Annotated in this window: 23 protein-coding genes and 1 tRNA gene; 5 read left to right on the plus strand and 19 right to left on the minus strand. The window is 66.1% G+C overall.

Features of this window, described 5'->3' with window-relative positions; all coding sequences use genetic code 11:
• Positions 1–110: 110 nt before the first annotated feature.
• Together V3B48_RS07570 and aceE are read left to right on the plus strand one after the other, a co-directional pair.
• On the plus strand, positions 111–410 hold the full coding sequence (locus V3B48_RS07570; protein WP_032128423.1) for a hypothetical protein: 300 nt from the start codon (positions 111–113) through the stop codon (positions 408–410).
• Between the two features lie 274 nt (positions 411–684).
• The gene (gene aceE / locus V3B48_RS07575; protein WP_279912522.1) at positions 685–3,357 is read left to right on the plus strand and encodes a pyruvate dehydrogenase (acetyl-transferring), homodimeric type; all 2,673 of its coding nucleotides are present in this window, start codon (positions 685–687) and stop codon (positions 3,355–3,357) included.
• A 51-nt stretch (positions 3,358–3,408) separates the two neighbouring features.
• Here aceE and V3B48_RS07580 read toward each other — a convergent pair whose 3' ends face one another.
• The 3 genes from V3B48_RS07580 to V3B48_RS07590 all read right to left on the minus strand — a co-directional run bounded on the left by V3B48_RS07580 (position 3,409) and on the right by V3B48_RS07590 (position 7,235).
• Positions 3,409–3,891: a LuxR family transcriptional regulator gene (locus tag V3B48_RS07580; protein WP_110711893.1), complete on the minus strand. Its 483-nt coding sequence runs from the start codon at positions 3,889–3,891 to the stop codon at positions 3,409–3,411.
• A 122-nt stretch (positions 3,892–4,013) separates the two neighbouring features.
• On the minus strand, positions 4,014–6,185 hold the full coding sequence (locus V3B48_RS07585; protein WP_329893464.1) for a TonB-dependent siderophore receptor: 2,172 nt from the start codon (positions 6,183–6,185) through the stop codon (positions 4,014–4,016).
• Positions 6,186–6,296: 111 nt separating this feature from the next.
• On the minus strand, positions 6,297–7,235 hold the full coding sequence (locus V3B48_RS07590; RefSeq protein ID WP_329893465.1) for a helix-turn-helix transcriptional regulator: 939 nt from the start codon (positions 7,233–7,235) through the stop codon (positions 6,297–6,299).
• Between the two features lie 139 nt (positions 7,236–7,374).
• Between V3B48_RS07590 and V3B48_RS07595 the strand changes: the two genes are divergently transcribed.
• Positions 7,375–9,705 (plus strand): TonB-dependent receptor, encoded by a 2,331-nt coding sequence (locus tag V3B48_RS07595; RefSeq protein WP_329893466.1) that lies wholly within the window; start codon positions 7,375–7,377, stop codon positions 9,703–9,705.
• 120 nt (positions 9,706–9,825) lie between these two features.
• Here the strand turns inward: V3B48_RS07595 and V3B48_RS07600 are convergent.
• The 15 genes from V3B48_RS07600 to rlmE all read right to left on the minus strand — a co-directional run bounded on the left by V3B48_RS07600 (position 9,826) and on the right by rlmE (position 25,232).
• Positions 9,826–9,918 (minus strand) — tRNA-Ser (locus V3B48_RS07600).
• 78 nt (positions 9,919–9,996) lie between these two features.
• The gene (csrA, locus tag V3B48_RS07605; protein WP_004152909.1) at positions 9,997–10,200 is read right to left on the minus strand and encodes a carbon storage regulator CsrA; all 204 of its coding nucleotides are present in this window, start codon (positions 10,198–10,200) and stop codon (positions 9,997–9,999) included.
• A gap of 147 nt (positions 10,201–10,347) precedes the next feature.
• A complete protein-coding gene (alaS, locus tag V3B48_RS07610; protein WP_329893467.1) occupies positions 10,348–12,996 on the minus strand; it encodes an alanine--tRNA ligase in 2,649 nt (882 codons plus the stop codon).
• 109 nt (positions 12,997–13,105) lie between these two features.
• Entirely contained in the window at positions 13,106–13,597 is a 492-nt protein-coding gene (gene recX / locus V3B48_RS07615; RefSeq protein WP_014036760.1) for a recombination regulator RecX, read from the minus strand.
• 110 nt (positions 13,598–13,707) lie between these two features.
• Positions 13,708–14,745 carry a recombinase RecA gene (gene recA, locus V3B48_RS07620; RefSeq protein ID WP_010484252.1) on the minus strand — a complete coding sequence of 346 codons (1,038 nt, stop codon included), beginning with the start codon at positions 14,743–14,745 and terminating at the stop codon, positions 13,708–13,710.
• Between the two features lie 204 nt (positions 14,746–14,949).
• Positions 14,950–15,585, minus strand: a complete 636-nt coding sequence (gene lexA / locus V3B48_RS07625) for a transcriptional repressor LexA (RefSeq protein ID WP_032128412.1) — start codon at positions 15,583–15,585, stop codon at positions 14,950–14,952.
• Positions 15,586–15,798: 213 nt separating this feature from the next.
• Positions 15,799–17,481 carry a 2-polyprenylphenol 6-hydroxylase gene (gene ubiB, locus V3B48_RS07630; RefSeq protein WP_049461320.1) on the minus strand — a complete coding sequence of 561 codons (1,683 nt, stop codon included), beginning with the start codon at positions 17,479–17,481 and terminating at the stop codon, positions 15,799–15,801.
• A gap of 34 nt (positions 17,482–17,515) precedes the next feature.
• Positions 17,516–18,010 (minus strand): nicotinamide-nucleotide amidohydrolase family protein, encoded by a 495-nt coding sequence (locus tag V3B48_RS07635; protein WP_010484249.1) that lies wholly within the window; start codon positions 18,008–18,010, stop codon positions 17,516–17,518.
• Between the two features lie 122 nt (positions 18,011–18,132).
• Positions 18,133–19,443 carry a ribosome rescue GTPase HflX gene (gene hflX, locus V3B48_RS07640; protein WP_032128411.1) on the minus strand — a complete coding sequence of 437 codons (1,311 nt, stop codon included), beginning with the start codon at positions 19,441–19,443 and terminating at the stop codon, positions 18,133–18,135.
• Positions 19,444–19,457: 14 nt separating this feature from the next.
• Positions 19,458–19,733 (minus strand): RNA chaperone Hfq, encoded by a 276-nt coding sequence (gene hfq / locus V3B48_RS07645; RefSeq protein ID WP_004152891.1) that lies wholly within the window; start codon positions 19,731–19,733, stop codon positions 19,458–19,460.
• A 96-nt stretch (positions 19,734–19,829) separates the two neighbouring features.
• Positions 19,830–20,783, minus strand: coding sequence for a tRNA (adenosine(37)-N6)-dimethylallyltransferase MiaA (gene miaA / locus V3B48_RS07650; RefSeq protein WP_329893468.1), 954 nt, complete (start codon positions 20,781–20,783; stop codon positions 19,830–19,832).
• Positions 20,783–21,679, minus strand: coding sequence for a dihydropteroate synthase (folP, locus tag V3B48_RS07655; protein ID WP_121503757.1), 897 nt, complete (start codon positions 21,677–21,679; stop codon positions 20,783–20,785). The genes miaA and folP overlap by 1 nt, the downstream gene beginning before the upstream one ends.
• 628 nt (positions 21,680–22,307) lie before the next feature.
• On the minus strand, positions 22,308–22,493 hold the full coding sequence (locus tag V3B48_RS07660) for a hypothetical protein (protein WP_121503759.1): 186 nt from the start codon (positions 22,491–22,493) through the stop codon (positions 22,308–22,310).
• A gap of 102 nt (positions 22,494–22,595) precedes the next feature.
• Positions 22,596–24,530: an ATP-dependent zinc metalloprotease FtsH gene (ftsH, locus tag V3B48_RS07665; RefSeq protein WP_010485966.1), complete on the minus strand. Its 1,935-nt coding sequence runs from the start codon at positions 24,528–24,530 to the stop codon at positions 22,596–22,598.
• 69 nt (positions 24,531–24,599) lie between these two features.
• Complete coding sequence (rlmE, locus tag V3B48_RS07670; protein ID WP_005409014.1) at positions 24,600–25,232, minus strand: 23S rRNA (uridine(2552)-2'-O)-methyltransferase RlmE; 633 nt, start codon at positions 25,230–25,232, stop codon at positions 24,600–24,602.
• 65 nt (positions 25,233–25,297) lie between these two features.
• Between rlmE and yhbY the strand changes: the two genes are divergently transcribed.
• Both yhbY and V3B48_RS07680 read left to right on the plus strand, forming a co-directional pair.
• Positions 25,298–25,603: a ribosome assembly RNA-binding protein YhbY gene (yhbY, locus tag V3B48_RS07675; RefSeq protein ID WP_004152868.1), complete on the plus strand. Its 306-nt coding sequence runs from the start codon at positions 25,298–25,300 to the stop codon at positions 25,601–25,603.
• A 13-nt stretch (positions 25,604–25,616) separates the two neighbouring features.
• On the plus strand, positions 25,617–25,991 hold the full coding sequence (locus V3B48_RS07680; protein ID WP_012510659.1) for an Mth938-like domain-containing protein: 375 nt from the start codon (positions 25,617–25,619) through the stop codon (positions 25,989–25,991).
• A 27-nt stretch (positions 25,992–26,018) separates the two neighbouring features.
• On the opposite strand, the gene V3B48_RS07685 is transcribed toward V3B48_RS07680, so the two are convergent.
• Positions 26,019–26,507, minus strand: a complete 489-nt coding sequence (locus tag V3B48_RS07685) for a hypothetical protein (RefSeq protein ID WP_329893470.1) — start codon at positions 26,505–26,507, stop codon at positions 26,019–26,021.
• Positions 26,508–26,779: the final 272 nt, after the last annotated feature.

The raw sequence follows: 26,779 nt of genomic DNA on the forward strand, positions 1-26,779 counted from the left end.
GCCCCGCAGGGTGACGGCCATCGATGACAGTGGCGTTTCAACTGCCGGCAGGCAGCCGCTAGAATGCCGCCTCTGCAGTTTCCGGCAGCCGGCACAAGGAGTGCCCCGCAATGAACGCCCGCACCGCCATCAACACCCTCAGCAGCCTGCTGTTCCTGCTGCTGGTCGCACACACCACCGCCTACCAGCAGCAGATGTGGCCGCCCAGCCGTGTTGTCCACGTGCATCCGGTGGTCGTCGCCCTCGCCTACGCGCTGGGCCTGCTCACCCTGCTGCTGTGGATCGGAGGGCGCCGCTTGCCGGAACGCTGCCAGCAGCTCTCAGGCTGGCTGCCGATCGTGGCCTGGTGCCTGCTGGGGGTTGGTGTGGCGGTCATCCCGATGTTCTTCCCGGGCCTGTCCCCGGCCTGATCAGCGGCCTGATCAGCGGCCGCACCCGGCGCACCCGGCGCACCCGGCGCACCCGGCCATGATACGGCGCGCCGTGCCAACCCTTGCTTGCCAGAGACCCAAGCTCTGCCCGCCTATCGAAGCCGGGGGGCCAGGCCTACGCTTGTCTTCTCGGCGGCCGCCACGGTCGCCCTTCGCGTCACGGCCCCGCCGTTGCGACCCCGCTCCAGTGCTGTGCGCCCTGCCGGTGTTGTCGCCCAGGCAGAAGTCCGACCGGCGCCCTCTGGAGACAGTCATGAACCAAGCGCTCATTCCCTTCGATACCGATCCGCTGGAAACCCGCGAGTGGCGTGAATCACTGGAAGCGGTGATGCAGACCGGTGGCCGGCCGCGCGCGCACTACCTGATCGACCAGCTCAGCGAGCTGGATGCACAGCAGCACGGCGACCTGCATACCCGTGCCTGGACCGCCTACGTCAACACCATCCCGCCCGAGCGCCAGCCGGCCTACCCGGGTGATCTGGCCATCGAGCGCCGCCTGAACGCGATGATCCGCTGGAATGCGATGGTGATGGTGCTGCGTGCCGGCAAGCATTCCAACGTCGGTGGCCACATCGCCACCTACCAGTCGGCGGCAGTACTGTACGACGTGGGCTTCGATCATTTCTTCCGTGGCCGTACCGACACCTTCGACGGCGACATGATCTACATCCAGGGCCACTCCGCGCCGGGCATCTATGGCCGCGCGTACGTGGAAGGCCGCATCGATCCGGCGCGCATGGACAACTTCCGCCGCGAAGCCGGGCGCGAAGGCCTGTCCTCGTATCCACACCCGCGATTGATGCCGGAGTTCTGGCAGTTCCCCACCGTGTCGATGGGGCTGGGCCCGCTGACCGCCGCCTACCAGGCGCGCTACATGCGTTACCTGGAATACCGCGGCCTGAAAGAACACCAGGGCCGCAAGGTCTGGGCCTTCCTCGGCGACGGCGAGATGGATCAGCCCGAATCGCTGGCGGCGATCTCGCTGGCCGGCCGCGAGCGGCTGGACAACATCGTGTTCGTGGTCAACTGCAACCTGCAGCGCCTGGACGGTCCGGTGCGTGGCAACGCCAAGGTCATCCAGGAACTGGAAGGCACCTTCCGCGCGGCTGGCTGGAACGTGATCAAGCTGATCTGGGGCAGCGGCTGGGACGACCTGCTGGCCCGCGACCACAGCGGCCTGCTGCGCCAGCGCATGATGGAATGCGTGGACGGCGACTACCAGACCTTCAAGTCGCAGAACGGTGCCTACGTGCGCGAGCATTTCTTCGGCCGCTACCCCGAGCTGCTGGAGCTGGTCGCGCACATGAGCGACGACGACATCTGGGCGCTGGCACGTGGTGGCCACGATCCGCAGAAGGTGTTCGCCGCCTACCAGCAGGCCGTGAATACCAGCGGCCGGCCGACCGTGATCCTGGCCAAGACGGTCAAGGGTTTCGGCATGGGCGAAGCCGGCGAAGGCCAGAACATCAACCACCAGCTGAAGAAGATGAGCGCCGACGCGGTGCGTGCGTTCCGCGACCGTTTCAACCTGCCGGTCAGCGATGAGCAGCTGGAGGAAATGCCGTACCTGCGTCCGGAGCCGGGCAGCGCCGAGGCGACCTACTTCGCCGAACGCCGCCGCATCCAGGGCGGGCAGCTGCCGGCGCGCCTGGCCAAGGTCGATCCGCTGCCGCTGCCGCCGCTGTCGATCTTCAACACCCAGCTGCAGGGCAGCGGCGATCGCGGCCAGTCCACCACCATGGGCTTCGTGCGCATCCTCACCAGCCTGCTGAAGGACCCGGAACTGGGCAAGCTGGTGATTCCGATCGTGCCCGATGAATCGCGCACCTTCGGCATGGAAGGCCTGTTCCGCCAGATCGGCATCCATTCGTACCTGGGCCAGCTGTACACCCCGCAGGATGCCGGCCAGCTGAGCTACTACAAGGAAGCCAAGGACGGCCAGATCCTGCAGGAAGGCATCAACGAATCCGGTGCGATCTGTTCGTGGATCGCCGCCGGTACCGCCTACAGCAACCACGGGCTGGCGACGATTCCGTTCTACATCTTCTACTCGATGTTCGGCCTGCAACGCGTCGGCGACCTGGCCTGGGCCGCCGCCGATGCGCGCACCCGCGGCTTCCTGCTCGGCGCCACCTCCGGCCGTACCACGCTGATGGGCGAAGGCCTGCAGCACGATGACGGCCACAGCCACGTGCTGTCGTCGGTGATCCCGAGCTGCGTGTCCTACGACCCGACCTACAACTACGAGCTCGCGGTGATCATCCACGACGGCCTGCGCCGCATGTACGTCGAGCAGGAAGACATCTACTACTACATCACCGTACTCAACGAGAACTATCCGCAGCCGGCGCTGCCCGAGGGCGCCGAGGCCGGCATCCTGAAGGGCCTGTACCTGCTGCACCCGACGGCCGCCGACAGCGACTCGCAGCCACGCGTGCAGCTGATGGGCAGCGGTTCGATCCTGCGCGAAGTGGAAGCCGCGGCAGAACTGCTGCAGCAGGACTTCGGCATCGCCAGCGATGTGTGGAGCGCGACCAGCCTGACCGAACTGCGCCGCGATGGCCTGGCTGCCGAGCGCTGGAACCTGCTGCATCCGGCCGAGGAGCCCCGCGTGCCCTACCTGCAGCAGTGCCTGCAGGGCCATGAAGGCCCGGTGGTGGTGGCCACCGACTACATGAAGATCGTCGGCGACCAGATCCGTCCCTTCATCAACGACCGCCGCTTCACCGCGCTCGGCACCGATGGCTTCGGGCGCTCCGACACGCGTGAGTCGCTGCGCACGTTCTTCGAAGTGGACCGCCACTTCATCGTGCTGGCCGCCTTGAAGTCACTGGCCGACGAAGGCCGCATCGAGCGCGCGCGGATGCAGGACGCCATCGACAAGTACGGCATCGACACCGGCAAGCGCGACCCGGCTGCGGTGTAAGGCTGCTGCATTCACCACGCCCGTTCTACGGGCGTGGTGCCGGCGGCAACGCTAGGGCATTCGCTTGAACAGATTGGTCTGCAGGATCGGCGTACCGTCGTGGCCGTAGAACGCCTTGGTCTCGGTCATCGTCGAGCGGTCGGCCGCGACGGTATAGATACGGGTGGAGGCCGGCGTGCCGTGGTCCACCAGCTGCATCACCAGGGTGTTCGGCGCTGGCAGTTTCAGGTTGGCCTTGTCTGCGCCATAGGTGCCGGACAAGGGCCCCGGCGTGCCGTCCAGCGCCAGCGTGCCGTCGGACTTCATGGTCTTGCCGTCGTGCAGGACGATGTCCACGTGTGAACTCCAACGCCCCGCACCGGCGTCCTTGAACTCCAGCACCACCTGCTTCGGGCGCTGCGCCTCGGGCAACGCAGACGTAGCGATATCCAGCGACCAGCGCCCCAACAGCGGTGAAGGAGACGCCTCCACTGCCAGTGCCGGAACGGCGGGGAATGAAAGCGCAGACAACAACACAGCGGACAACAGCTTCATACGTTGCTCCGTTCCCGTGAAGAGGACGCTGCGTGAAGCACTGTGGGGCGCAGCATCCGGATGCTGCACAGCATCGGCGCCCCGCACAAGGCAGGGCGCTGAACGGAGGGCAACGCCGTGCCTTAATAGCCAACCTTCACAGTGAACATCACGTTTCGCGGCGCGCCGTACCAGCCCTGGTTGTAGAAGCCGATCTGCGAGTAGTAGTGGCGGTCGAACAGGTTGTTGATGTTGACTGCGGCCGACACATTGGAACTGAACTGATAGCGCGCCATCAGGTTCACCAGCGCGTAGCCGGGCTGCTCCACCGGCACACGGCGATTCCCTGGCGCGGTGGCGGTCTGGTACATGCGGTTCTGCCAGTCAACGCCACCGCCGATCGTCAGCCGGTCCCAGGCACCCGGCAGCCGCCAGGTGGTGAACAGCTTGAACAGGCTGCGCGGCTTGGCGGTGTTGATCGCCCGTCCCTGTGCATCCTGCGCGATGAAGGTGGTGAAGCTGGTACCCAGGCTCCAGCCCGGTAGCGGCTCGCCGGCCAGCTCCAGTTCCAGGCCATCCACGGTTGCGCCCTTCACCGCACGGTAGGCCGCCTGCGTGCTGCCCTCGACCAGACCACCAGTGGCCTCGGCCAGGTTGTCCTGCTGGGTGCGGAACAGCGCCGCCGACGCATTCAAGCGCTCCTGCAGCCAGCTGCCCTTGAGGCCCAGCTCATAGCTGCGGCCACTGACCGGATCGAGGATCTGCCCGGATTCGTTGCGGTTGTTCTGCGGCTTGAAGATGCCGGTGTAGCTGGCGTACACGCTGCTGTAGCCGTTGAAATCCCAGACCACGCCGGCATACGGTACGAACTCGTTGCGGTAGCGGTACTTCCGCTTGGTGCCAAAGTAGACCTGGTCGGTCTCCCAGTTGCTCATGCGGCCACCGACGATCACGTGCAGCGGATCGGCCAGCGACAGCCGCGCCACCGCGTAGGCACCGCTCTGATGGTTGTCCAGATCGTCGGCCTGGGTCTTGCTGCTGGCCCACGTCGGCTCCGGCGTGCCCGGCCCGTGCCAGTCCAGATAGCTGGTCAACGGCGGCAGCGGCGCCAGCGCGCGGTACTGCCCCAGCGCGATTTCATCGCGTGAGCGCGACCAGCCGATGGACGCAGTGTGCTGGCGGCCGAACAGCTGGAACGGACCGGTCAGGCTGGCGCTGATCGCTTCGCGGCGCACCGGACCGTCGTAGCGGGTGAAGCTGTTGCCATTGGGCATGGCGCCAGTGACCGGGTCGGGGTAGCCACCGCGATAGAGATGCTTCATTTCCATGTCGGTATGCGAGCGGCTGTAGGACACGCGCGCCTGCCAGTCGTTGCCGAAACGATGGTTGAAGTCGAAGAAGCCATTGCGGGTGTCGGTGGTCATCCGTGCCCACGGCGCGGTGGCTGATACCGAGCGGTCGAAACGGGTGCGCGTGCCATCGGCGTTGAACAGCGCGAAGCCGCTGCCGAAGCCACGGTTGTCGTTGCCCTGGTAGGAGATGCCGGCGATCAACCCGGTGTCCTCGCCCAAGTCCACGCTGACCACGCCGTAGAGCGTCTTCGCCGTACTGTCCAGGCCAGCGGTGTAGCTGTCGCCCTCTGCCTGCGCGGCCACCAGGCGACCACGCACACGCCCTTCGCGGCTCAGCGGGCTGGACACATCCGCCCACGCGCGCCGTGCGTCCCAGCTGCCGAGGCTGATGCCACCACTGGCAGCGAACTCGCGCAGCGGGCGCTTGCGCACGTAGTTCACTGCCGCCGAGGGATTGCCGGCGCCGGTCATCAGGCCGTTGGCGCCGCGCACGATCTCGATGCGGTCATACACCACCATGTCCAGGTTGTTCTCGCCGAAGTTCCATGGCGACAACACCGGCATCACCACGCCATCGAACTGGTAGTTGTCGATGTCGAAGCCGCGTGCGGAGAACGAGTAGCGGTTGGCGTCGCTGCGCGTGACCGAGATGCCAGGTGCGGTCGCCAAGGCATCGGTGGTGCTGAGCAGGCCACGGTCCTCGATCTGCTGGCGGGTGACCACGCTGACTGATTGCGGGGTCTGCCGCGAGGTCAGCGACAGTCCGGTCGCCGTGCCCATCGAGTCGGTGGTGTAGGAACGCGACGTTTCGGTGCTGCCATCGAGGTCGGCCGTGACCTGCACGGTTGGAAGCTGGGAAGGCGTTACGGACGGAGTGCGTTCGGCGGCGTGGGCAGCGTTGAACAGCACCAGGGTCGTGCCGATGGCGCTAGCCAGGGCACACGGGCGGAAACAGGCAGGCATGGGAGATCCAGCGGGAAGGAAAGGCTGGATGAGAATTATTGTCATTTGAGCGTGAGCGCACGTATGCGCGGACGCAGCAGGCGTATGCGCACTGCCGACGATGGTCCGGACTCAGCGAAGCTCGCTGGGCGCGATGCCGTAGCGCGCGCGGAATGCGGTCGCGAAATTGGTGGCGTGCCGGTAGCCGACGAAATATGCGGCCTGCTGCACGCTGCAGCCCTGCCGCAGCTGCTCGCAGGCCAACTGCAGGCGCCGCTCGCGCAGCCAGGCGAACACCGAACACCGGTGCACCTGCTGGAACTTCAGCCGCAGGCTGCTCGGGCTCATGCAGGCCAGGCGCGCCAGATCCTCCAGGCTGTGGTCAGCCGCAGGTGATGCCTGCAGGCAGTCGATCACCTGTTGCAGCATGCGGCGATCACGTGCTGAAACACGCTGGTCCGGCGATGCCTCCTGGGCAGGCGCACCCAACGCCATCGCCAGCATCTGCAGGCCCACACCCTCGCACAGCAGCGCATGCATTGCGCCCTGCCAGGTCCCCGACAGCAACTGTTCGGCGGCATGTTCAAGATGCGCGGGTACCTGCCAGCTGTGCAGCCGCCGGCGACCATGGCGATGAGCCTGCAACAGCAGTTCGCTGATCACCGGATCATCCATCTCGGCCGGTGCATCCAGCGAGACATTCAGACTGCGCATCCGTTGACCGGCCGGATGAATCGCAGTCATCGGCGTGGCATCGGCCAACATCATCGCGCCGGCGCCGCGGTTCATGCCGATCACAGCCTGCCCTTCCAGGCGTGCTCTGGCACGACCTTCCAGCATCACGATCGCAGCGAACGGCGGGGGTGCCTCCGAAGTCGCCTCGAACGGCTGATGCGCGACCACGTCCGACAGCGCCAGGCTGATGCCAGGGCGCAAGCAGCGCTGTTCCACCCTGCCCTCGACCACGCACAGCGCGCCCGAATCCGCAGCGGACGCAAGTGCAGGCAGCCGATAGCGGAAGCCGCTGCTGCGGCCCAGGCGGTCCAGGTCGGCGAGGGTGAGGCTGTGCATGGTGCGCCCGTGAAAAATCACCCGCCATTCTCATATGAGAACCGTTCTCATATCCAGCCCTGGTGGCAAGGCCCAATCCGCCCTTGTCGATACAAAGAGTTACGTTATAACATTTCACATCAACTTCACGGATCGTGTCATGCGCCGCCATCTCCTTGCTGCAGCCATTCTGTTCGCCGTCCACACCGCCCAGGCCGCGGACGAACCCACCCTCCCCACCCTCCAGGTCCAGGCCTCCCAGCCCTCGCGCATCGACAGCCGGGTCACCGTCGACAATCCGCAGGCGCAGAACCGCACCCTCGGCGGCCTGCTCGAACACGTCTCCGGTGTGCAGAGCAGCGCCTTCGGGCCAAACGCGGGCGCTCCGGTCATCCGCAGCCTCAGCGGCAACCGCGTGCAGATCCTGCAGGACGGCCAATCGATTCTGGGCATGAACGCGATCAGCGGTGACATCAACATCCCGTTCGATCCGCTGTTCGTACGCAGCGTCACCGTCAACAAGTCCTCCGACACCGTGCGCTATGGGGGCAATGCGATCGGCGGCAGCGTGGAGATCGACTCGGGCCTGATCTCGCGCAGCATGGAAGACAAGGATCAGTCGATGGAACTGGTCCTGCGCAAGGGCTTCAACGCGGCCGACGCGCAGGGCTTCCGCATGAACTTCAACAACCAGCGCAACATCTCCACCAATCTGCAGGTGTCGCGGCAGCGCATCTCGCACTACGACATCCCCGGCAACAGCAAGGCCAGCGTCTGCAACACCGGGCTGTTCCCGGCAGGCGGGGGCGTCAACTCGGCACTGGCTGACGCCTGCCAGAAAGAGGCGCGCGTCCAGCAGCTCTACAACAAGGCCTCGCAGCCGTACATCGACCAGTTCATGACCGAGAACCCGGACTGGGCCGATGGTGATTTCTCCTTCTACACCAACAATCCGACCTCGGTCTGGCAGCGCCGCACCTACATCAATCCGGTCAACCCGGCCTACGTGCCCGGTACGCCGTCGTATGTGCAGAAGCAGATCAACAACGATGTGACGCCCAACTACCATCGCCGACTGGGCAACAGCTATGCGCGCAACAGTCAGGTGGCCTTCGGCTCGACCCTGTTCTTCGACCGTGGCTACGTGGGTGTCAGCATTGATGCCAAGGACAGCGAGTACGGCGTTCCAGGCTTCTCGATGCAGAACCTGTCGTTCGGTTCCAACTATGCCGATGGCCTGCCGGTGGGCGTGGTGATCAAGCAGCAGCGCTACGCACTGGAAGCCCTGCTGCGTGATCCACTGCCGTGGTTCGAGCGCGCGGAACTCCGTGTTTCCAAGCTGGACAACACCTCAGGCGAGCGGCTGGGCGCCACCAAGGCCAACGACTACGATTTCGAGAGCACCCAGGCCGAGCTGCTGCTCAGCCATCAACGCATCGGCCCGCTCAGCGGCCTGCTCGGTTTCAGCCATCAGTCGCGTAATGTCACCGGCAGCGGCTCGCAGCGCTACCTGCCGGACGTGGACACGCGCAGCAATGCGGTGTTCCTGAAGGAGACGCTGGACTTCGGCTGGGCCACCTTCGATGCAGGCATGCGCCACGAGCGTGTGGATCACGAATTGCAGCCCAGCCGCTTCAAGACCGCGCGCAATGCCGCCAACACCAAACTGCAGCACCGCGACTACCGGCTCAACAGCTACAGCCTGGGTTCGTATGTCGAGCTGGGGCCGATGTTCGCGGCCAAGGTGCGCTACTCGTCTTCGCAACGTGCCCCGGAGATCAACGAGCTGTATGCCAGCAACGCACACTACTCGGTGATGACCCAGGAAGAAGGCAACCAGAATCTGGAACCGGAACGCGCGAAGAACCTGGAACTGACCGGCCTGTTCCATCTCGGCGGTTTCGAGCTGTCCGCCACCGCGTACCGGATGAAGTACGAGAATTATCTCTACCTCGGCTACTCCGGCCTGCAGACCGCCAACCGCCTGCCACTGAAGTACTGGAAGCAGACCGACACCACGGTGAAGGGCTTCGAGATCGATGCTTCGCAGGCATTGGACCTGGGCCGCTTCGGCACGTTGAATGTGTCCGCCTTCGCCGACCTGGTGAAGAACAAGGCCGACCGCCCCGATTCGCTGCGTGCCCACAATGACGGCGAGTACCTGCCGAACATGCCGACCAACCGCTACGGTGCCAACCTGCAATGGCAGCGTGAGGGCTGGAAGGCGCAGCTGTCCAGCACCTACTACGACAGGCAGAAGTACCTCGGCCGCAACGTCAGCGAGGAGGTGCCACTGGATGCGTTCAACTTGGTCGACCTGCAGGTCAGCCGCGAACTGCCGGTACGCAACAGCTACATCGCCGGCGTGGAGGTGTTCGTCAACGGCAGCAACCTGCTCAATGAAGAAGCACGGCCGCACAACTCGCCGTTGAAATACATTGCGCCACTGCCGGGGCGTGGTTTCCAGGTGGGTGTGACGGTGAAGCTTTGAGCGGACAAAGGATTCGCCGCCATCCACTGATCGATGATCGGTGGATGGTGATTCAGAGATGAGTATTGGAGCAAAGAAAAACGCCTGCAGATCGAGAATCTGCAGGCGCTTCTTTGTATCTGGCGGAGTGAGAGGGATTCGAACCCTCGATAGAGCTTTTGACCCTATACTCCCTTAGCAGGGGAGCCCCTTCGGCCACTCGGGCATCACTCCGGGGTTTTCTCCGCGTCTGGTGCGTTGCACCTCAGCGGGGCGTGAATCATAACGTTAATCGAGTGCGAAGGTAAAGCGTTATTCGGCAGAATTTTCGCTACCGGTGCCACCGGCTTCGTCACCGCGCTGGATGCGCTGATAGATCTCTTCGCGATGCACAGCGACGTCCTTCGGCGCGGTGATGCCGATACGCACCTGGTTACCCTTGACGCCAAGCACGGTGACGCTCACCGAGTCTCCGATCATCAGGGTTTCGCCGACGCGGCGAGTCAGGATCAACATTTTTGTAAGTCTCCATGGAACCGTGTGGAAGGGTATCCCCCACCGGCTTGACGCTCCGTCAAGAAGCGCTACCACGACAAAGGGAAAAGATTCGCAATGGTACCGTCAGCCGTCCCGCTCCTACAAGAAGGGGGACGGCCAGGTTCATCACAGGCGGGGGCTGACCCATTCGACGACTGCAGCCAGCGCAGTGGCAAGGGCGGGCCCGTCCTCGCCACCACCCTGGGCGAGGTCCGGGCGTCCGCCGCCCTTGCCCCCGATCTGACCGGCGATATGGGACAACAGTTCCCCGGCCTTGACCTTGCCCATTGCGCTGCCGTTCACACCCGCGACCAGGGCGGCCTTGCCGTCCTGGGCGCCGGCCAGCACGATCACCGCATCGCCCAGCTGCTGCTTCAGGCGGTCCATGGCGTCACGCAGGGCCTTGGCGTCGAAGCCTTCCAGGCGCGCCGCCAGCACCTTCACACCGGCAACCTCGACGGCCTGGCCGGACAGGTCGGCGGTGGCGCCAGCGGCAACCTTGGCCTTCACGGACTCCAGCTCGCGTTCCAGCTGCTTCTGGCGCTGGCCAAGGGCGCGGATCTTCTCGACCACGTCGGCAGCGCTGCCGCCAAGCAGGTCGGCGGCCTCGGCCAGGCGGGCCTCTTCGGCATCCACGTAGTCCAGGGCACCCTGGCCGGTGACCGCCTCGATGCGGCGCACGCCGGCGGAGACGCCGCCCTCGGAGGTGATCTTGAACAGGCCGATGTCGCCGGTACGGTTGACGTGGGTACCGCCGCACAGCTCGGTGGAGTAGTCACCCATCTTCAGCACGCGCACGTGCTCACCGTACTTCTCGCCGAACAGGGCCATCGCGCCGAAGTCCAGCGCTTCCTGCATGCCCATGGTGTGCACTTCGGCTGCATTGTTGGCACGCACCTGCTGATTGACCTTGCGCTCGATCACGGCCAGCTCTTCCGCGCTGATCGGCTGGAAGTGCGAGAAGTCGAAGCGCAGGCGGTCCGGCGCCACCAGCGAGCCCTTCTGCTGCACGTGGGTGCCCAGCACTTCGCGCAGGGCGGCGTGCAGCAGGTGGGTGGCAGAGTGGTTGAGGATGGTGGCGCCACGGCGCTCGCCATCGACCTGGCCGGACAGCACATCGCCGACCTTCAGGCCGCCTTCGGACAGGGTGCCGACGTGGCCATGGAACTGGCCAGCGAACTTCTGGGTGTCTTCCACCACCAGGCGCACGCCGTTGCCGGTGAGCACGCCGGTGTCGCCGACCTGGCCGCCGGATTCGGCGTAGAACGGGGTCTGGTTGGTGATCACGATGACCGCATCACCGGCATCGGCCGACTGCACCGGACGACCGTCCTTGAGCAGCGCCAGCACGGTCAGGCCGTCGGCCTGCAGGCGGTCATACCCCAGGAACACGGTTGGGCTGAGGGTCGCCACCAGCTCGGCAGGCAGGGTCACGCCACCGCCGAACTTGCCGGCCGCGCGCGCGGTTTCGCGCTGCTGCTCCATCGCCGCATCGAAGCCGGCGATGTCGACGGTCAGGTCGCGCTCGCGGGCGATGTCCTGGGTCAGGTCGAGCGGGAAGCCATAGGTGTCGTACAGGCGGAACGCGTCAACACCCGGGATCACACCATTGCTGGCCTTGCCGGCCACGTCCTCGAAGATCTTCATGCCGGCATCGAGGGTTTCAGCGAAACGCTCTTCCTCGGCCTGCAGCGCACGGGTGACGGTATCCACCGCCGCCGGCAGTTCCGGGTAGGCCTCGCCCATCTGCTCGACCAGGGTCGGCACCAGCTTGCTGAAGAACGGCTGGCGCACGCCCAGCATCCAGCCGTGGCGCAGGGCGCGGCGGATGATACGGCGCAGCACGTAGCCGCGGCCTTCGTTGGACGGCAGCACGCCGTCGACGATCAGGAACGAGCAGGCACGGATGTGGTCGGCGATCACGCGCAGCGACTTGTTCTCCAGGTCGGCGGTGCCGGTCAGCTCGGACGCCTTGCGGATCAGGGCCTGGAACAGGTCGATCTCGTAGTTGGTGTGCACGTGCTGCAGGATCGCCGCCAGGCGCTCCAGGCCCATGCCGGTATCCACGCACGGCGCCGGCAGCGGCACCAGGGTGCCATCCGGCTGGCGGTCGAACTGCATGAACACCAGGTTCCAGATTTCGATGAAGCGGTCGCCGTCCTCGTCCGGGGAGCCCGGGGGGCCGCCGGCGATATGGTCACCGTGGTCGTAGAAAATCTCGGTGCACGGGCCGCACGGACCGGTGTCGGCCATCTGCCAGAAATTGTCCGAAGCGAACGGTGCGCCCTTGTTGTCGCCGATGCGCACGATGCGCTCTTCCGGCACGCCGACCATGTCGCGCCACAGTGCGTACGCTTCGTCATCGGTCTGGTAGACAGTGACCAGCAGGCGCTCGGCCGGCAGCTTCCAGACCTGGGTCAGCAGTTCCCAGGCCCAGGCGATCGCATCCTTCTTGAAGTAGTCGCCGAACGACCAGTTGCCCAGCATTTCGAAGAAGGTGTGGTGGCGTGCGGTGTAGCCGACCTGGTCGAGGTCGTTGTGTTTGCCGCCCGCGCGCAGGCAGCGCTGCACGTCGGCCGCGCGCACGTAGCTGCGCTTCTCCGCGCCAAGGAACACGTCCTTGAACTGCACCATGCCGGAGTTGGTGAACAGCAGGGTCGGATCATTGCCCGGCACCAGCGGCGCCGACGGCACGATGGTGTGGCCTTTGCCCTTGAAGAATTCAAGGAAGTCGCTGCGGATCTGGGAAGTCGTGAATTTGGCGGATGCGTTCATTGGGGGCTGGCAGTCTGCGGGCCGGCGGGCCCGGACCACCGGCCGCGTTGGCCAGGGTCGCGAGGGACCGCCGAAAACCTAAAGGGTATCAGGCCCGGCGCCGCCAGTCTCAGTCATCCGGGTCGTAGCGGGTCGCACGGCGGATGCTGTCGCCGTCGAAGCCCCGCCGGGCCAGCAGATCGGCGGCCTTGCGCCGCTGCGTCAGGTCCTGAGGACCCGCCTCGCCGAAGCGTCGGCGGACCAGATCACGGGCATTTTCCTGCCAGTCGCCTTCATAGCTGTCCATCGCCGCGGCAATCGCGGCACTGTCCAGGCCGTGAGTGCCCAGCTCGGCGCGGACATGGATCGGCCCATAACCGGTGTTGGCGCGCATCCGCACCAGGTTCTCGGCGAAACGGGTGTCGTCCTGCCAGCCGGCTTCGGTCAGCTTGGCGACAGCAGCCTGCGCGGCTTCATCTTCGATGCCACGTGCGGTCAGCTTGCGGGTGAGCTCCTTGCGCGAGTGCTCGCGGCGGACCAGCAGGCCCAGCGCTCGTTGCACGGGCGTCTGCTCGCGCGGCCGGCGTTTGCGGCCGGTGGGAATGTCGTCGGCGTCGGACATCGGTGCTCCAAGGGTGGCGCCATCCGTGGCGCCCAGCCCATCCCTGGGCGATTCGAACCTGCGGGACAGGGCGACGTCACTGACGGCGCCGCCCTGCCCCACAGCAAGCCTTATTCGTCGTCGCCTTCGTCGTCGCCTTCCTCACGGCTGGCTTCGGTCGGCTGGAACTTCTCGCGCAGCTCGGCTTCAAGCTTGGCAGCGACCGTCGGGTTGTCGCGCAGGTAGCCACGGGCGTTGTCCTTGCCCTGGCCGATACGCTCTTCACCGTAGCTGTACCAGGCGCCGGCCTTCTCGACCAGCTTGGCATCCACACCCATGTCGATTAGCTCGCCCTCGCGGCTGATGCCTTCGCCGTACAGGATCTCGGTGATGACCTGCTTGAACGGAGGCGCCAGCTTGTTCTTGACGACCTTGATCTTGGTCTGGTTGCCGATGATCTCGTCGCCCTTCTTGATCGCGCCGATACGGCGGATGTCCAACCGCACCGAGGCGTAGAACTTCAGCGCGTTGCCGCCGGTGGTGGTTTCCGGGCTCTGGCCCGGCATCATCACGCCGATCTTCATGCGCAGCTGGTTGATGAAGACCACCAGGGTGTTGGAGCGCTTGATGTTGCCGGTCAGCTTGCGCAGCGCCTGGCTCATCAGGCGGGCCTGCAGGCCCGGCAGCTGGTCGCCCATCTCGCCTTCGATTTCGGCCTTCGGGGTCAGCGCGGCGACCGAGTCGATCACCAGGATGTCCACCGAACCCGAACGGACGAGCATGTCGGCAATTTCCAGCGCCTGCTCGCCGGTATCCGGCTGCGACAGCAGCAGGTCGTCCACGTTCACGCCCAGCTTGGCGGCGTAGATCGGGTCCAGCGCGTGCTCGGCGTCGATGAAGGCCGCGGTGCCGCCCATCTTCTGGCATTCGGCGATGGCCTGCAGGGTCAGCGTGGTCTTGCCCGAGGATTCCGGCCCGTAGATTTCAACGACACGGCCCTTCGGCAGACCGCCAATGCCCAGCGCGATGTCGAGCATCAGCGAACCGGTCGGGATGGCTTCGACGGGCTCGACCACGCGGTCGCCCATGCGCATCACCGAGCCCTTGCCGAACTGCTTTTCGATCTGGCCCAGAGCTGCAGCGAGGGCGCGCTTCTTGTTCTCGTCCATCGGATTGGTCCTTGCAGAGGTCGTGTCGTTGGAGGTGCTGTCTTTGGGGGTCTTCTTTGCCATGGGTTCACTTTAAGTCGGACGTATCGCACAGGCTGAGATTCTGCCCGGCGCTCTGAAAAGAATTATCGGACATCCGTACCAACCTCAGTGGAACCAGAGAATCGCCACAAAAGACCGCGGGGTAATGCGCTATGGAACGGGTCAACGGTTGGGTCGCAACAGGCCGCAATAGAGGCCCTCGATCGAGAAGTCCTGGTCCGGCAGCACCTCGATCGGCTTGTAGTCGGGGTTGCGCGGCAGCAGGCGGATACGATCCTTGGCGATCTTCAGCAGCTTGACGGTGATCTCGTCATCGATGCGGGCCACCACGATCTGTCCGGAATGGGCATCGCGGGTGCGGTGCACACCGATCAGGTCACCGTCGAAGATGCCCTCGTCGATCATCGAATCGCCCTGCACCTTCAACAGGTAATCCGGTGCCGGCGAGAAGAACACCCGGTCCAGCACCACGAAGTCGTCCGAGCCGATATCGGCACCGATCGGCAGGCCGGCTGCGACACGGCCCAATACCGGCAGGCGCAGGACGCTGTCGGGCAGGCCCGGCTCGGCCAGCTTCTCGACCGGTGGCGCCTGCACCAGACGGATGCCGCGGGCCTGGCCCGGGATGCGACGGATCGCACCGGCCTGCTCCAGGGCTTCCAGGTGGTACTGGGCCGCGCGCACGCCCTTGAAGCCGAACGCACGTGCGATTTCAGTCTGCGACGGCGGCGCGCCTTCGCTCTCGATACGCTCGGCGATCAACTGCAGGATCGCCTGCTGGGTGTCGGTCAGGTCCATGGTTAGTAGTATTACTACTAATGAGCGGGACTGCAAGTGCCGGGGGCGACACGGCGACAGCTGTGGTGCCGAGCTGTGCTCGGTAATCGTCGCCGGGCTTGGCCTGGCTGGCAGAGACAAAGGCGAGAGCAGAAGCAGCCGACCAGCGGTCGGCTCTACAGGAATCGCGCAGCGATTCCGCGGCTCCCGTTGGGAACCGCTGCGGCAAGCACACTATGTGTGCTTGCCGCTTCTCCATATCGAAAACAGGATCCAGACGCCGCAGAAGCCGGCGCCGATGAAGCCGCACACGCCCAGTGCCAGCAGCCAACGGCTGGAGACGCCGCCAACGCTGTGCATCACGATCGACGAGCCGATGATCAATGCGGCGGTGACGATGCCCATCACCAGCCGGTTCGCCGCACGGTTCACCTGCTCGCCGAAGCCCTGCAGCGCCGTGGTTTCCACCTTCAGCTGCAGGCGCCCACGGCGGGCGGCCTGGACCAGCTTGCGCAGGTCGCGTGGCAGTTCGCCGGCGAAGTCGACCAGGCCCAGCAGGCTGCGCCGGCCGCGCTTGAGCAGCGCCCTGGGCGCGTAGCGCTGCAGCACCACCCGCTCCAGGAAGGGGCGCGCAGCACTGGCCATGTCGAAATCCGGGTCGAGCTGGCGGCCCATGCCTTCCAGGGTCAGGAACGCCTTGATCATCAACGCCAGGTCGGCCGGCAGGGTCAGGCTGTAGCTACGCAGCAACTGGGTGATGTCGCCCAGCATCAGGCCGATGCGCAGGTCCTTCAACGGCACGCCGCGGTACTGGTCGACGAACTGGCTGATGTCGTGCTGCAGCCGGTTCTCGTCCACTTCCACCCCACCGGCCCAGTCCAGCAGCACGTCGGCCACGCCCTGCGGGTCCTGCTCGACCAGGCCATGCAGCAGCTGCGCGACCTGGAAGCGGCGCACCTCCGACAACGCGCCGACCATGCCGAAATCGATCACGCCGATGCGGCCGTCTCGCAGGTAGATGATGTTGCCGGGGTGCGGGTCGGCGTGGAAGCTGCCGTCCTCCAGCACCATCTTCAGCACGATGTCCGCACCGCGTCGCGCCAATTCGCGCCGGTCCAGCCCGGCCGCATCGACGCCGGCCAGGTCACGCCCGGGAATGCCGTCGACGAAGTCCTGCACGTTCAGGCTTTCGCAGGTCCACTGCCAGTGCACGTCGGGAATCAGGATGTCGTCGCGGCCCTTGAAGTTGCGTGCGATGCGCTCGGCATTGCGGCATTCGGCGGCGAAATCCAGCTCGCGGCGCAGCGATACGGTGAACTGCTGCACGACTTCGGCCGGGCGGTAACGACGCAGGTCCGGAAGGCGCGCCTCGACGATTTCGGCCAGGCGGGCCAGCAGCCGCAGGTCCGCTTCGACCACATCGCGGATGCCGGGGCGCCGCACCTTCAGCACCACCTCGCGACCGTCATGCAGGCGCGCGCGATGGGCCTGCGCCAGCGAAGCGGCGGCCATCGGGGTTTCATCGAGGAAGGCGAACACTTCTGAAGGCGATGCACCCAGGTCGGCCTCGAGCTGCTCGCGGATATCCGCGTACGGCAGCGCCGGCACCGCGTTCTGCAGTTCAGAGAGCTCGGCGATCCATTCCGGCGGCAGCAGGTCGACGCGCGTCGCCAGTACCTGGCCGAGCTTGACGAAGGTCGGGCCGAGATCCTGCATCGCGCTGCGCACGCGCACCGGCGCGGTCATCCGCAACAGTTCCTGCCGCTCCTCGTTCCAGTGCAGCAGGCGCCCTGCCCGCTCCAGCGTGCTGGCCAGGCCGATGCGCCGCACCACATCGCCGAAGCCATAGCGGATCAGGACGACGGCGATTTCCTGCAGTCGGCCCAGGTCACGGACCGTGCCCAGCGTTTCCCACATCATGCGTGCTCCGGACGATTACCGGAGCAGCATGTCACAGCTGGGCGTCGATACCGCGCAATGCCGCCGCCACGGTTTGCCGGCGGATGGCTTCGCGGTCGCCATCGAACTGGAACAGCTCGGCACGGGCGTAGCCACCGCGGCGCTTCCAGCCGATCCAGACGCTGCCGACAGGCTTGTCCGGGCTGCCGCCACCAGGACCGGCGATGCCGGTCACCGCCACGGCGATACCGGCGCCGGAATTGACCAGCGCACCGGACACCATTTCCAGCACGGTTTCGCGGCTGACCGCGCCGAACTGCTCCAGGGTCTGCGCACGCACGCCCAGCAGGCGCTGCTTGGCCTCGTAGCTGTAGACCACCATGCCGCAGTCGAAGAACGCCGAGGAACCGGCAATATCAGTCATGCACTTGGCGATCCAGCCACCACTGCAGCTTTCAGCGGTCACCAGCTGCAGCGAAGCCTGCTGCAGGCGCTGCCCGAGCGCGGCGGACTGGGCATTGAGTTCAGCGTCGGTGGGAATGGACATCGGCATGACGGTGGGGTGAAGAATCTGCACGTTGTACCGCAGATGACAGGCGGATGTCGCGCTCCTCCGGCACGGTTGCGCTGCCGGCCAGCGGCCGGCACTACCAGGCATCGGCCGCTAGCTCACCACTCCGGCAGTTTCTCCGGCAGCAGCGCCCGGATCGGCGCGCCGTCTGCACTGGCGGCCAGCTTTTCGGCTTCTGCGATCGGCAGGTCGACCTGCAGCAGCCAGCCGTCTTCGTCGGCCTGCTCGCTGCGGATCACTTCCAACTGGTGCAGGCGCGCACGCAGGCGGCCGGCATCCGGCGGCAGGCGCAGTTCGCCGGTGACATGCTGCAGGCCCAGGCGCTTGCCCAGCACTGCCTGCAGCAGCTCCAGGCCCTGCCCGTCACGCGCGGAAATCCACACCCGCTCGCGACGCGACTCATCCGGGATACCGTCCTGGCCATCGTGGCGGACGTCGGCGCCCTCGATCCGGTCGATCTTGTTGAACACCAGCAGCTGCGGCAGGTCACCGGCACCGACCGCGGTCAGTACCTCGTCGACCTGGGCGATGCGCTCCTCGCGGTGCGGATCGGCGGCGTCGACCACATGCAGCAGGAAATCGGCCTCGCGCGCCTCGGACAGGGTCGAGCGGAACGCAGCGACCAGGTCATGCGGCAGATCACGGACGAAGCCGACGGTGTCGGCCAGCACCACGTTGCCGCCCGGCACCGCGATGCGGCGCACGGTCGGATCCAGCGTTGCGAACAGCTGGTCGGCGGCATAGGCCTCGGCGCCGGTCATGGCGTTGAACAGGGTCGACTTGCCGGCGTTGGTGTAGCCGACCAGGGCAACACGCGGCAGCTCGCTGCGCACGCGCGCGCGGCGCATCTGGGTGCGCTGCACCTCGACCTTTTCCAGCCGCTTCTGCAGCTGCTCGACCCGCTTCTGCAACAGGCGGCGGTCGGTTTCCAGCTGGGTTTCACCCGGGCCACGCAGGCCGATCGAACCACCGCGCTGGCGCTCCAGGTGGGTCCAGCCGCGCACCAGCCGCGTGGCCAGGTGACGCAGCTGCGCCAGCTCGACCTGCAGCTTGCCCTCGTGGCTGTGCGCACGCTGGGCGAAGATGTCCAGGATCAGGCCGGTACGGTCGATCACCCGGCGCTCGAGGAAGCGTTCCAGGTTGCGCTCCTGGCCCGGGCTCAACGCATGGTTGACCAGGATCAGGTCGGCACCGCTGGCATCGGCCGCGGCCTTGATCTCGTCCAGCTTGCCGCTGCCGATCAGGGTCGACGGATTCGGACGATCCAGGCGTGCGGTGATCGTCGCGGCGATGCTGGCCCCAGCCGAGCGGGCCAGATCACCGAACTCTTCAAGCACATCGTCTTCCAGCTTGCCAAAATGGGGCTGGATCAACAGGGCGTGTTCGCCCTTCTTCGAGCGGTCAAACATTCACCGCTCCGGTATTACTCGTCTGCTTCATCACCTGCCTGACCACCTTCACCCGACTGCACGTAACCACCGCCCGGACCGACCTTCACGTTGCGTGCCGGAACGACCGTGGAAATGGCGTGCTTGTAGACCATCTGACTGACCGTGTTGCGCAGCAGGACCACGAACTGGTCAAACGACTCGATCGTGCCCTGCAGCTTGATGCCGTTCACCAGGTACACCGAAACCGGCACGCGTTCGCGCCGCAGTGCATTCAAGAAAGGATCCTGCAGCGATTGCCCCTTGGACATTGCACACTCCTGATTATTGTTCTTATTGGGTTGCCGACGGTTGCCACGGCCCCCGAGCCGCCCGCCGACCGATGATGTTACACGGCTGGCGGGGGTTCAGCGTGCGACGAAGGTCGACACCGCGCCGGCCAGGCGCTCCTGGTCGATATGGGGGTCGAACCAGCGCGCATCAAGCTCGCCGCGCAGCCAGGTCAGCTGGCGCTTGGCCAGCTGGCGCGTGGCGAAGATCGCCTTGTCACGGAAGCGGGCGGCATCGCCCTCCCCGTCCAGGTATTCCCAGGCCTGCCGATAGCCGACCGCGCGCACTGCCGGCAGGTCCAGCGGCGCCTCCACGGCAGTCATTTCCGGCATCGCGCGCAACGCCCGCACCTCGTCGAGGAAGCCCTGCGCCAGCATGGCGTCGAAGCGCGCCTCGATGCGCTGGTGCAGCACCGCGCGGTCACGCGGCGCCAGGATCAGCTTGAGGGTGCGCACCGGCAACGGCGCCACGCCCGGCCGGCGCTGCCATTCAGTGATGGGGGTGCCGGTCAGGCGATAGACCTCCAGCGCCCGCTGGATGCGCTGCGGGTCGGTGGCATGGATGCGTGCCGCTGCTGCTGGATCGACCTTGGCCAACTCTGCGTGCAGCGCCGCCCAGCCACGCTCGGCCGCCTCGGCGCTGAGCGCTTCGCGCGTCGCCGGATCGGCTTCGGGCATCGGCGACAGGCCCTGCAGCAGGGCGCGGAAATAAAGCCCCGTGCCACCGGCCAGGATCGGCATTTTGCCGCGCGCCACGATGTCGGCCACAACGCGACCGGCATCGGCCGCAAACTCGGCCGCCGAATAGGTCTGCCAGGGATCGCGCAGGTCCAGCAGGTGGTGGGGGGCCTGTGCGCGCTCGGCCGCATCAGGCTTGGCCGAGCCGATATCCAGGTGGCGGTACACCAGCGCCGAATCGACGCTGACGATTTCGCCATCCAGCTGCTGTGCCAGGGCGATCGCGGTGGCGGTCTTGCCACTGGCGGTCGGCCCCATCACGGCGATCGCCAGTGGCCGCCGGTCGATGCCCATCAGTCTTCGTCCGGCCAGCGGATCGTCGGCGTGGCGTCGGCGCGCGGCGTCGGCACGGCTTCCACCGCTTGCCAGATCTTCAGCGCATCGACGGTGGCCGCCACGTCATGCACGCGCACGATGCGCGCACCACGCTGCACCGCAATCAGGTGCGCGGCCACCGACGCGGCCACGCGTTCGGACGGCGTATCGCGGCCGGTCAGTTCCCCCAGGCTGCGCTTGCGCGACAAGCCGGCCAGCATCGGCACGCCCAGTTCCAGGAAGCGTTCCGAGCGCGCCAGCAGGGTCATGTTGTGGGCCGTGGTCTTGCCGAAGCCGAAACCGAGGTCGACCAGCAGGTTCTTCTTCGCGATGCCGGCCATTTCTGCAGCGAACAGGCGCTGCACCAGGAAACCGTGCACCTCGGCGACCACGTCATCGTAGTGTGGGTCAGCCTGCATGTGGCCCGGCTCGCCCTGCATGTGCATCAGCACCACTGGCACGCCGGCTTCAGCGGCGGCATCCAGCGCCCCCTCCTGGCGCAGGCCGTAGATGTCATTGATCATGCCGGCGCCGGCGGCCACGGCCGCACGCATCACCTCCGGCTTGAAGGTATCGATACTGATCGGAACCTGCGTACGGGCGGCCAGCTGCTCGATCACCGGAAGCACCCGGCGCAGCTCTTCCTCGACCGATACCGGCGCGGCGCCCGGGCGGGTGGATTCGCCGCCGATATCGAGCAGGTCCGCGCCCTCCTCGACCAGCTTCAGGCCATGGGCGACCGCGGCCTCGGTGGTGTCGTGCGCGCCGCCATCGGAGAACGAGTCCGGGGTGACGTTGACGATGCCCATGACCCGGGCACGGTCGAGGCGCAGGATGCGGCCGGCGCAATCGAGCTGGGGCGAGGTATCGAACATGGGCAATCCTGCAGGGACAACGGCGGGTAGTTTAGTTCGGCAGGGCGGCGCCCTGCACCCGCAGAGGCCAGAGCTACAGCAAGAGCCGGAGCAACAGCGGGTTTACTGAGGGATGGCGGGGGGGGGGGGGGGGGGGGGGGGGGGGGGGGGGGGGGGGGGGGGGGGGGGGGGGGGGGGGGGGGGCGGGGGGGGGGGCCCCCGCCGCCCCCCCCCCCCCCCCCCCCCCCACCCCGCCTTCGACAGTTTTCTGCGATCTGCAGTAGATCCACGCCATGCGTGGATGACTCATTCGATATCTGACAGATGTGTCGACCAAGGTCGACACCTACCAACAGCCGCGGAGATCTGTCAGAGGTGGGGCGGTGTCGGAAGGCGGGGTGTCAGCCGCATGGGCCCGAGGCATGCCTCGGGCGGGTTGGGCAGGACGCCCAACCCCGGTCTTGCCGTGTGCGCAGGAATGCGCACGCGAGCAAGCGGCTGCCAAGCTTACAGGGACGTACTTGCAGCGTCCCCGCACTCCGACACCGCCCCGCCATCCTACGGAAAGCCCGCTGTTGCTGTTGCTGCTGAGGTTGCCGGCCAGCGGCCGGCACTACCGCGGGTGCAGGGCGCAGCCCTGCCGACACCCTTATCGGCGGCGGCGCTTGCGGTCCACGTACAGGGTTCTGACGATGCTCAGCACGATGCCGACACCGATACCCACCACGCAGCCCAGCAGCAGATTGTCGGCCCCCAGGCCCACACCCACGCCGACCACGGTGGCGATGACCATTTCGGCGGTGTGGGAAATCGGTTCGGGCTTCGGGGCGGACATGCGGGCTCCAGCGTCAGATCAGTTCTTCGGGATGGGCCAGTGGCCCGGAAACGACGAAGCCGGGTTGCCCCGGCCTCGTCTGGTGTCACGTGCAGCGGGCCGTCAGTGCGATTCGGCCGGGCCTGCGATCGGCGGCAGCGGACGGGCGTCGCCGCCCTTGTCGTTGCCACCATCCTTGTTCGACTTGTTCCAACCGGCCGGCGGCGGCGGATCGCGGCCTTCCATGATGGCGTCGATCTGCGGCGCGTCGATGGTCTCGTACTGCAGCAGCAGCTGGGACATCGCGTGCAGCTTGTCCAGGTTGGCCGTCATCAGCTCGGTGGTGCGTGCGTAAGCCTCGTCGAGGATGTTACGCACTTCCTCGTCGATGCGGCGCGCGGTGTCGTTGGACACGCTCTTGTGCTGGGTGACCGAACGGCCCAGGAACACCTCGTCGTCCTCTTCGCCATAGGCGATCGGGCCTAGCTGGTCGGACAGGCCCCACTTGGTGACCATGTTGCGGGCCATCTTGGTGGCGCGCTCGATGTCGTTGGAGGCGCCGGTGGTGACCTTGTCGGCACCGAAGATCAGCTCTTCGGCCACGCGGCCACCGTACAGCGAGCACAGCTGCGACTTGATCGCCACGCGGTTCATCGAGTACTTGTCGCCTTCCGGCAGGTACATGGTCACACCCAGCGCGCGGCCGCGCGGAATGATGGTGACCTTGTAGACCGGGTCATGCTCGGGCACCAGACGGCCGACGATGGCGTGGCCGGCTTCGTGGTAGGCGGTGAGGGTCTTCTCCTCCTCGCTCATGGCCATCGAGCGGCGCTCGGCACCCATCAGGATCTTGTCGCGGGCACGGTCGAAGTGGTCCATGCGGACCTCCTTCTCGTTGCCACGCGCGGCGAACAGGGCAGCCTCGTTGCAGAGGTTGGCCAGGTCGGCGCCGGAGAAGCCCGGGGTACCACGCGCGATCACCATCGGCTCGACGTCGTCGGCCAGCGGCAGCTTACGCATGTGCACCTTCAGGATGTGCTCGCGACCCTTCACGTCCGGCAGGCCGACCACGACCTGGCGATCGAAACGGCCCGGGCGCAGCAGCGCCGGATCCAGCACGTCCGGACGGTTGGTCGCAGCGATCACGATCACGCCTTCGCCACCTTCAAAACCGTCCATCTCGACCAGCAGCTGGTTCAGGGTCTGCTCGCGCTCGTCATGACCGCCGCCCAGGCCGGCGCCACGGTGACGACCGACGGCGTCGATTTCGTCGATGAAGATGATGCAGGGGGCGTGCTTCTTGGCCTGCTCGAACATGTCGCGCACGCGGCTGGCGCCGACGCCGACGAACATTTCCACGAAGTCCGAACCGGAGATCGAGAAGAACGGCACCTTGGCTTCGCCGGCGATGGCCTTGGCCAGCAGCGTCTTGCCGGTACCCGGCGGGCCGACCATCAGCACGCCGCGCGGAATCTTGCCGCCCAGCTTGGTGAACTTGGAGGGGTCGCGCAGGAAGTCGACCAGCTCGCCCACTTCTTCCTTGGCCTCGTCACAGCCAGCGACGTCGGCGAAGGTGACCTTGATCTGGTCTTCGCCCTGCAGCTTGGCGCGCGACTTGCCGAAGGACATCGCGCCCTTGGCACCACCGCCACCGCCCTGCATCTGGCGCATGATGAACAACCAGAAGCCGATGATCAGGATGACCGGCAGGAAATTCATCAGGATCGCGCCGAGGGAAATGCCGCTGGACGGCTCCTCCTGCACGATCTCCACGTTCTTGGTACGCAGCACGTTGATCAGGTCACGATCGAACGGTGCGGTGATGGTGGACGACTGCCCACCGCGGGTGGTGTAGGTCAGCTGGCTGGTGCCGCCGCGCATGTCGCCACCAAAGGCGACCTTCTGCACGTTGCCGCTGTCCACCTGGTCCAGGAACTGCGAGTACGACGCGCCCTGCGCGCCGGCCCCGGAGGACTTCGGCGAGAAGCTCTGGAAGACCACCATCAGCACGACGGCGACGACCACCCATAGCAGGAGGTTCTTGGTCAAGTCGTTCATCCTCATTGGCTCCGGTGTTCCTCTCAGTGCTGGCGTTGCGTTGTGGTCGAACTTGCGTACGTTGCGAGCTTACTTCATGTGGGCGCGTTTTCCCTGACCCAAGGCATACACCTCGGGAGAGCGCTTGCGCGAGGCTTCCGGCTTGCGGATGGAGACCTTGTCGTACCGGCGGCGCATGTCGCGCACGTAGTCGTCAAAGCCCTCGCCCTGGAACAGCTTGATCAGGAATGCGCCACCGGTCTTCAGGTGGTTGTCGGCAAAATCCAGAGCCAGCTCCGCCAGGTGCATCATCCGCGGCTGGTCGACCGCGCCTACACCACTCTTATTGGGGGCCATGTCCGACAGCACAAGGTCTACCGGCTGATCCCCGAGCATGGCTTCAAACTGCGATAGAACGGCTTCTTCCCTGAAGTCACCATGAAGGAACTCCACGCCGGCCAGCGGCGGCATGTCCAGGATATCCAGTGCCAGCACGCGGCCGGTATCGCCGATCTGTCTCCTAACCTGCTGAGACCAGCCGCCCGGGGCCGCGCCAAGGTCGACCACCACCATGTGCGGCTTCAGCAACCGGTCACGTTCCAGCAGCTCTTCGAGCTTGTAGGCCGCGCGCGAGCGCATGCCTTCGGCCTGGGCCTTCTTCACGAAGGGGTCGGAGAAGTGTTCCTTGAGCCAGCGCTGGCTGCTTTTGCTGCGGGTAGCCATTGAAAATAGGGGCTGATGGGGTCCTCATGATACCCTGATCGCCCCATTCAACCGTGTTTTCCTGCATGTCCATCGCCCTGACCGCTTCCCAGACCCGTTTCCTGCGCGGCCAAGCCCACGACCTGAAGGCCCTGCTGCAGACCGGCGGCAAGGGCGTGACCCCGGCCTTCATCGCTGAGCTGAACGAAGTGCTGGAGCGCCACGAGCTGGTCAAGGTGAAGGTCGCTGCCGAAGACCGCGACGCCCGTGACGTGATGATCGGCGAGATCGTCGAAGCCACCGAGAGCGCGTTGGTACAGCGCATCGGCCACGTCGCCGTGCTGTACCGCCCGAGCAAGGAACAGCGCCAGATCGTGCTGCCGCGCGGCTGATCGCCTTACTGCCATGCAGCTGAACCACGAACCGCCCGATTACGCCTACAGCCTGCGCGCCGCCGATGGCCGCTCGGCCAAGGTGAATGACCAGGTGCTGGGCAGCAGTTTCTTCCTGACCCCGGACCAGCTGGTCACGCAATGGCCGGTAGTGAGCGCCACCGCGCTGCAGCTGGCTGACCTGGAGCCGATCCTGGCGCTGAACCCGGCGCTGATCGTGCTCGGCACGGGTGACCGCCAGGTATTCCCGCCGGCAGTGGTAATGGCTGCCTGCCTGTCACGCGGCATCGGCCTGGAAGTGATGAACAATCCGGCCGCCGCGCGCACCTTCAACATCCTGGCGGGCGAAGGCCGCAAGGTCGCGGCCGCTTTCATTCTGGAAGGCTGAGGTCGAGGCGTCGGGCGCGCCCCGGCGCTAGCCGCCAGAAGCGGTGCAGCGGAAGGCCGAGAACTGCTTCAGCCGCCCGATCAGGTTGCCGCCCTGGCCCCAGCGGATGTCCATGACCTTCCAGTCCTGGCCCTGCCTTTGCAGCAGGACACGGTCGGTCCAGCGATAGTCGCCTATCGCCATTTCGACGGACACCCAACTGCCATCGCCGCTCGTCGCGGGCAGCCCCACCTTTACCGTTTCCGGCCGATCCGGCGCCATGAGATACGGGCTCTGGTCCAGCATGTGCGGCTTCTCGTCATGCGCGGCCAGCACCGCACAGGTCCGCTCGTAAGCGCGCTGCGCATCGATGGCTGAGCGCAGCGCATCGCCCAGCAACGGCGGAATGGTCGCTTCGTCCGAAGCCGGCGCCTGGACTGCCGCGTAAAGACGGGTGACCACGTCGCGCGGATCGCTGGCTGCGGAGGCCAGCGGCGCGACGATGAGCAACGCGAGAGTGGAAGCAAGACGGAGCATGGGGCACCGGATCGACTGGGACCGCTCAAGAATGCCGGGTATCCCGTCCGCCGTGAAGGTGATCCTGCGACACACAAGATCGCAAATGACCACTCTGCGGTACCCGGGTCGAGCATGGCTTGTATGTTCCTCCCGGCTCCTACGCGGTATGTAGGAGCCAGGGTGGAGGGACCGTCAAGCATGCATCTGCGGATACTAGCCGACAGACGAGTCGAGCGATCCCCATCCCGCACACGAACGTCGATAAAGGATCGTACGGCCCCCAAAGGGGA

Origin of the sequence: Stenotrophomonas sp. SMYL20, from assembly GCF_036320045.1 — a bacterium.
GTDB classification, from domain to species: Bacteria; Pseudomonadota; Gammaproteobacteria; order Xanthomonadales; family Xanthomonadaceae; genus Stenotrophomonas; species Stenotrophomonas maltophilia_A.

What these genes read in the sequence shown, in the direction of transcription:
- V3B48_RS07570 (WP_032128423.1), top strand. Translation starts at nt 111, where the DNA reads ATGAACGCCCGCACCGCCATCAACACCCTCAGCAGCCTGCTGTTCCTG.
- aceE (WP_279912522.1), top strand. Translation starts at nt 685, where the DNA reads ATGAACCAAGCGCTCATTCCCTTCGATACCGATCCGCTGGAAACCCGC.
- V3B48_RS07580 (WP_110711893.1), bottom strand. Translation starts at nt 3,891, where the DNA reads ATGAAGCTGTTGTCCGCTGTGTTGTTGTCTGCGCTTTCATTCCCCGCC.
- V3B48_RS07585 (WP_329893464.1), bottom strand. Translation starts at nt 6,185, where the DNA reads ATGCCTGCCTGTTTCCGCCCGTGTGCCCTGGCTAGCGCCATCGGCACG.
- V3B48_RS07590 (WP_329893465.1), bottom strand. Translation starts at nt 7,235, where the DNA reads ATGCACAGCCTCACCCTCGCCGACCTGGACCGCCTGGGCCGCAGCAGC.
- V3B48_RS07595 (WP_329893466.1), top strand. Translation starts at nt 7,375, where the DNA reads ATGCGCCGCCATCTCCTTGCTGCAGCCATTCTGTTCGCCGTCCACACC.
- csrA (WP_004152909.1), bottom strand. Translation starts at nt 10,200, where the DNA reads ATGTTGATCCTGACTCGCCGCGTCGGCGAAACCCTGATGATCGGAGAC.
- alaS (WP_329893467.1), bottom strand. Translation starts at nt 12,996, where the DNA reads ATGAACGCATCCGCCAAATTCACGACTTCCCAGATCCGCAGCGACTTC.
- recX (WP_014036760.1), bottom strand. Translation starts at nt 13,597, where the DNA reads ATGTCCGACGCCGACGACATTCCCACCGGCCGCAAACGCCGGCCGCGC.
- recA (WP_010484252.1), bottom strand. Translation starts at nt 14,745, where the DNA reads ATGGACGAGAACAAGAAGCGCGCCCTCGCTGCAGCTCTGGGCCAGATC.
- lexA (WP_032128412.1), bottom strand. Translation starts at nt 15,585, where the DNA reads ATGGACCTGACCGACACCCAGCAGGCGATCCTGCAGTTGATCGCCGAG.
- ubiB (WP_049461320.1), bottom strand. Translation starts at nt 17,481, where the DNA reads ATGTGGGAAACGCTGGGCACGGTCCGTGACCTGGGCCGACTGCAGGAA.
- V3B48_RS07635 (WP_010484249.1), bottom strand. Translation starts at nt 18,010, where the DNA reads ATGTCCATTCCCACCGACGCTGAACTCAATGCCCAGTCCGCCGCGCTC.
- hflX (WP_032128411.1), bottom strand. Translation starts at nt 19,443, where the DNA reads ATGTTTGACCGCTCGAAGAAGGGCGAACACGCCCTGTTGATCCAGCCC.
- hfq (WP_004152891.1), bottom strand. Translation starts at nt 19,733, where the DNA reads ATGTCCAAGGGGCAATCGCTGCAGGATCCTTTCTTGAATGCACTGCGG.
- miaA (WP_329893468.1), bottom strand. Translation starts at nt 20,783, where the DNA reads ATGGGCATCGACCGGCGGCCACTGGCGATCGCCGTGATGGGGCCGACC.
- folP (WP_121503757.1), bottom strand. Translation starts at nt 21,679, where the DNA reads ATGTTCGATACCTCGCCCCAGCTCGATTGCGCCGGCCGCATCCTGCGC.
- V3B48_RS07660 (WP_121503759.1), bottom strand. Translation starts at nt 22,493, where the DNA reads ATGTCCGCCCCGAAGCCCGAACCGATTTCCCACACCGCCGAAATGGTC.
- ftsH (WP_010485966.1), bottom strand. Translation starts at nt 24,530, where the DNA reads ATGAACGACTTGACCAAGAACCTCCTGCTATGGGTGGTCGTCGCCGTC.
- rlmE (WP_005409014.1), bottom strand. Translation starts at nt 25,232, where the DNA reads ATGGCTACCCGCAGCAAAAGCAGCCAGCGCTGGCTCAAGGAACACTTC.
- yhbY (WP_004152868.1), top strand. Translation starts at nt 25,298, where the DNA reads ATGTCCATCGCCCTGACCGCTTCCCAGACCCGTTTCCTGCGCGGCCAA.
- V3B48_RS07680 (WP_012510659.1), top strand. Translation starts at nt 25,617, where the DNA reads ATGCAGCTGAACCACGAACCGCCCGATTACGCCTACAGCCTGCGCGCC.
- V3B48_RS07685 (WP_329893470.1), bottom strand. Translation starts at nt 26,507, where the DNA reads ATGCTCCGTCTTGCTTCCACTCTCGCGTTGCTCATCGTCGCGCCGCTG.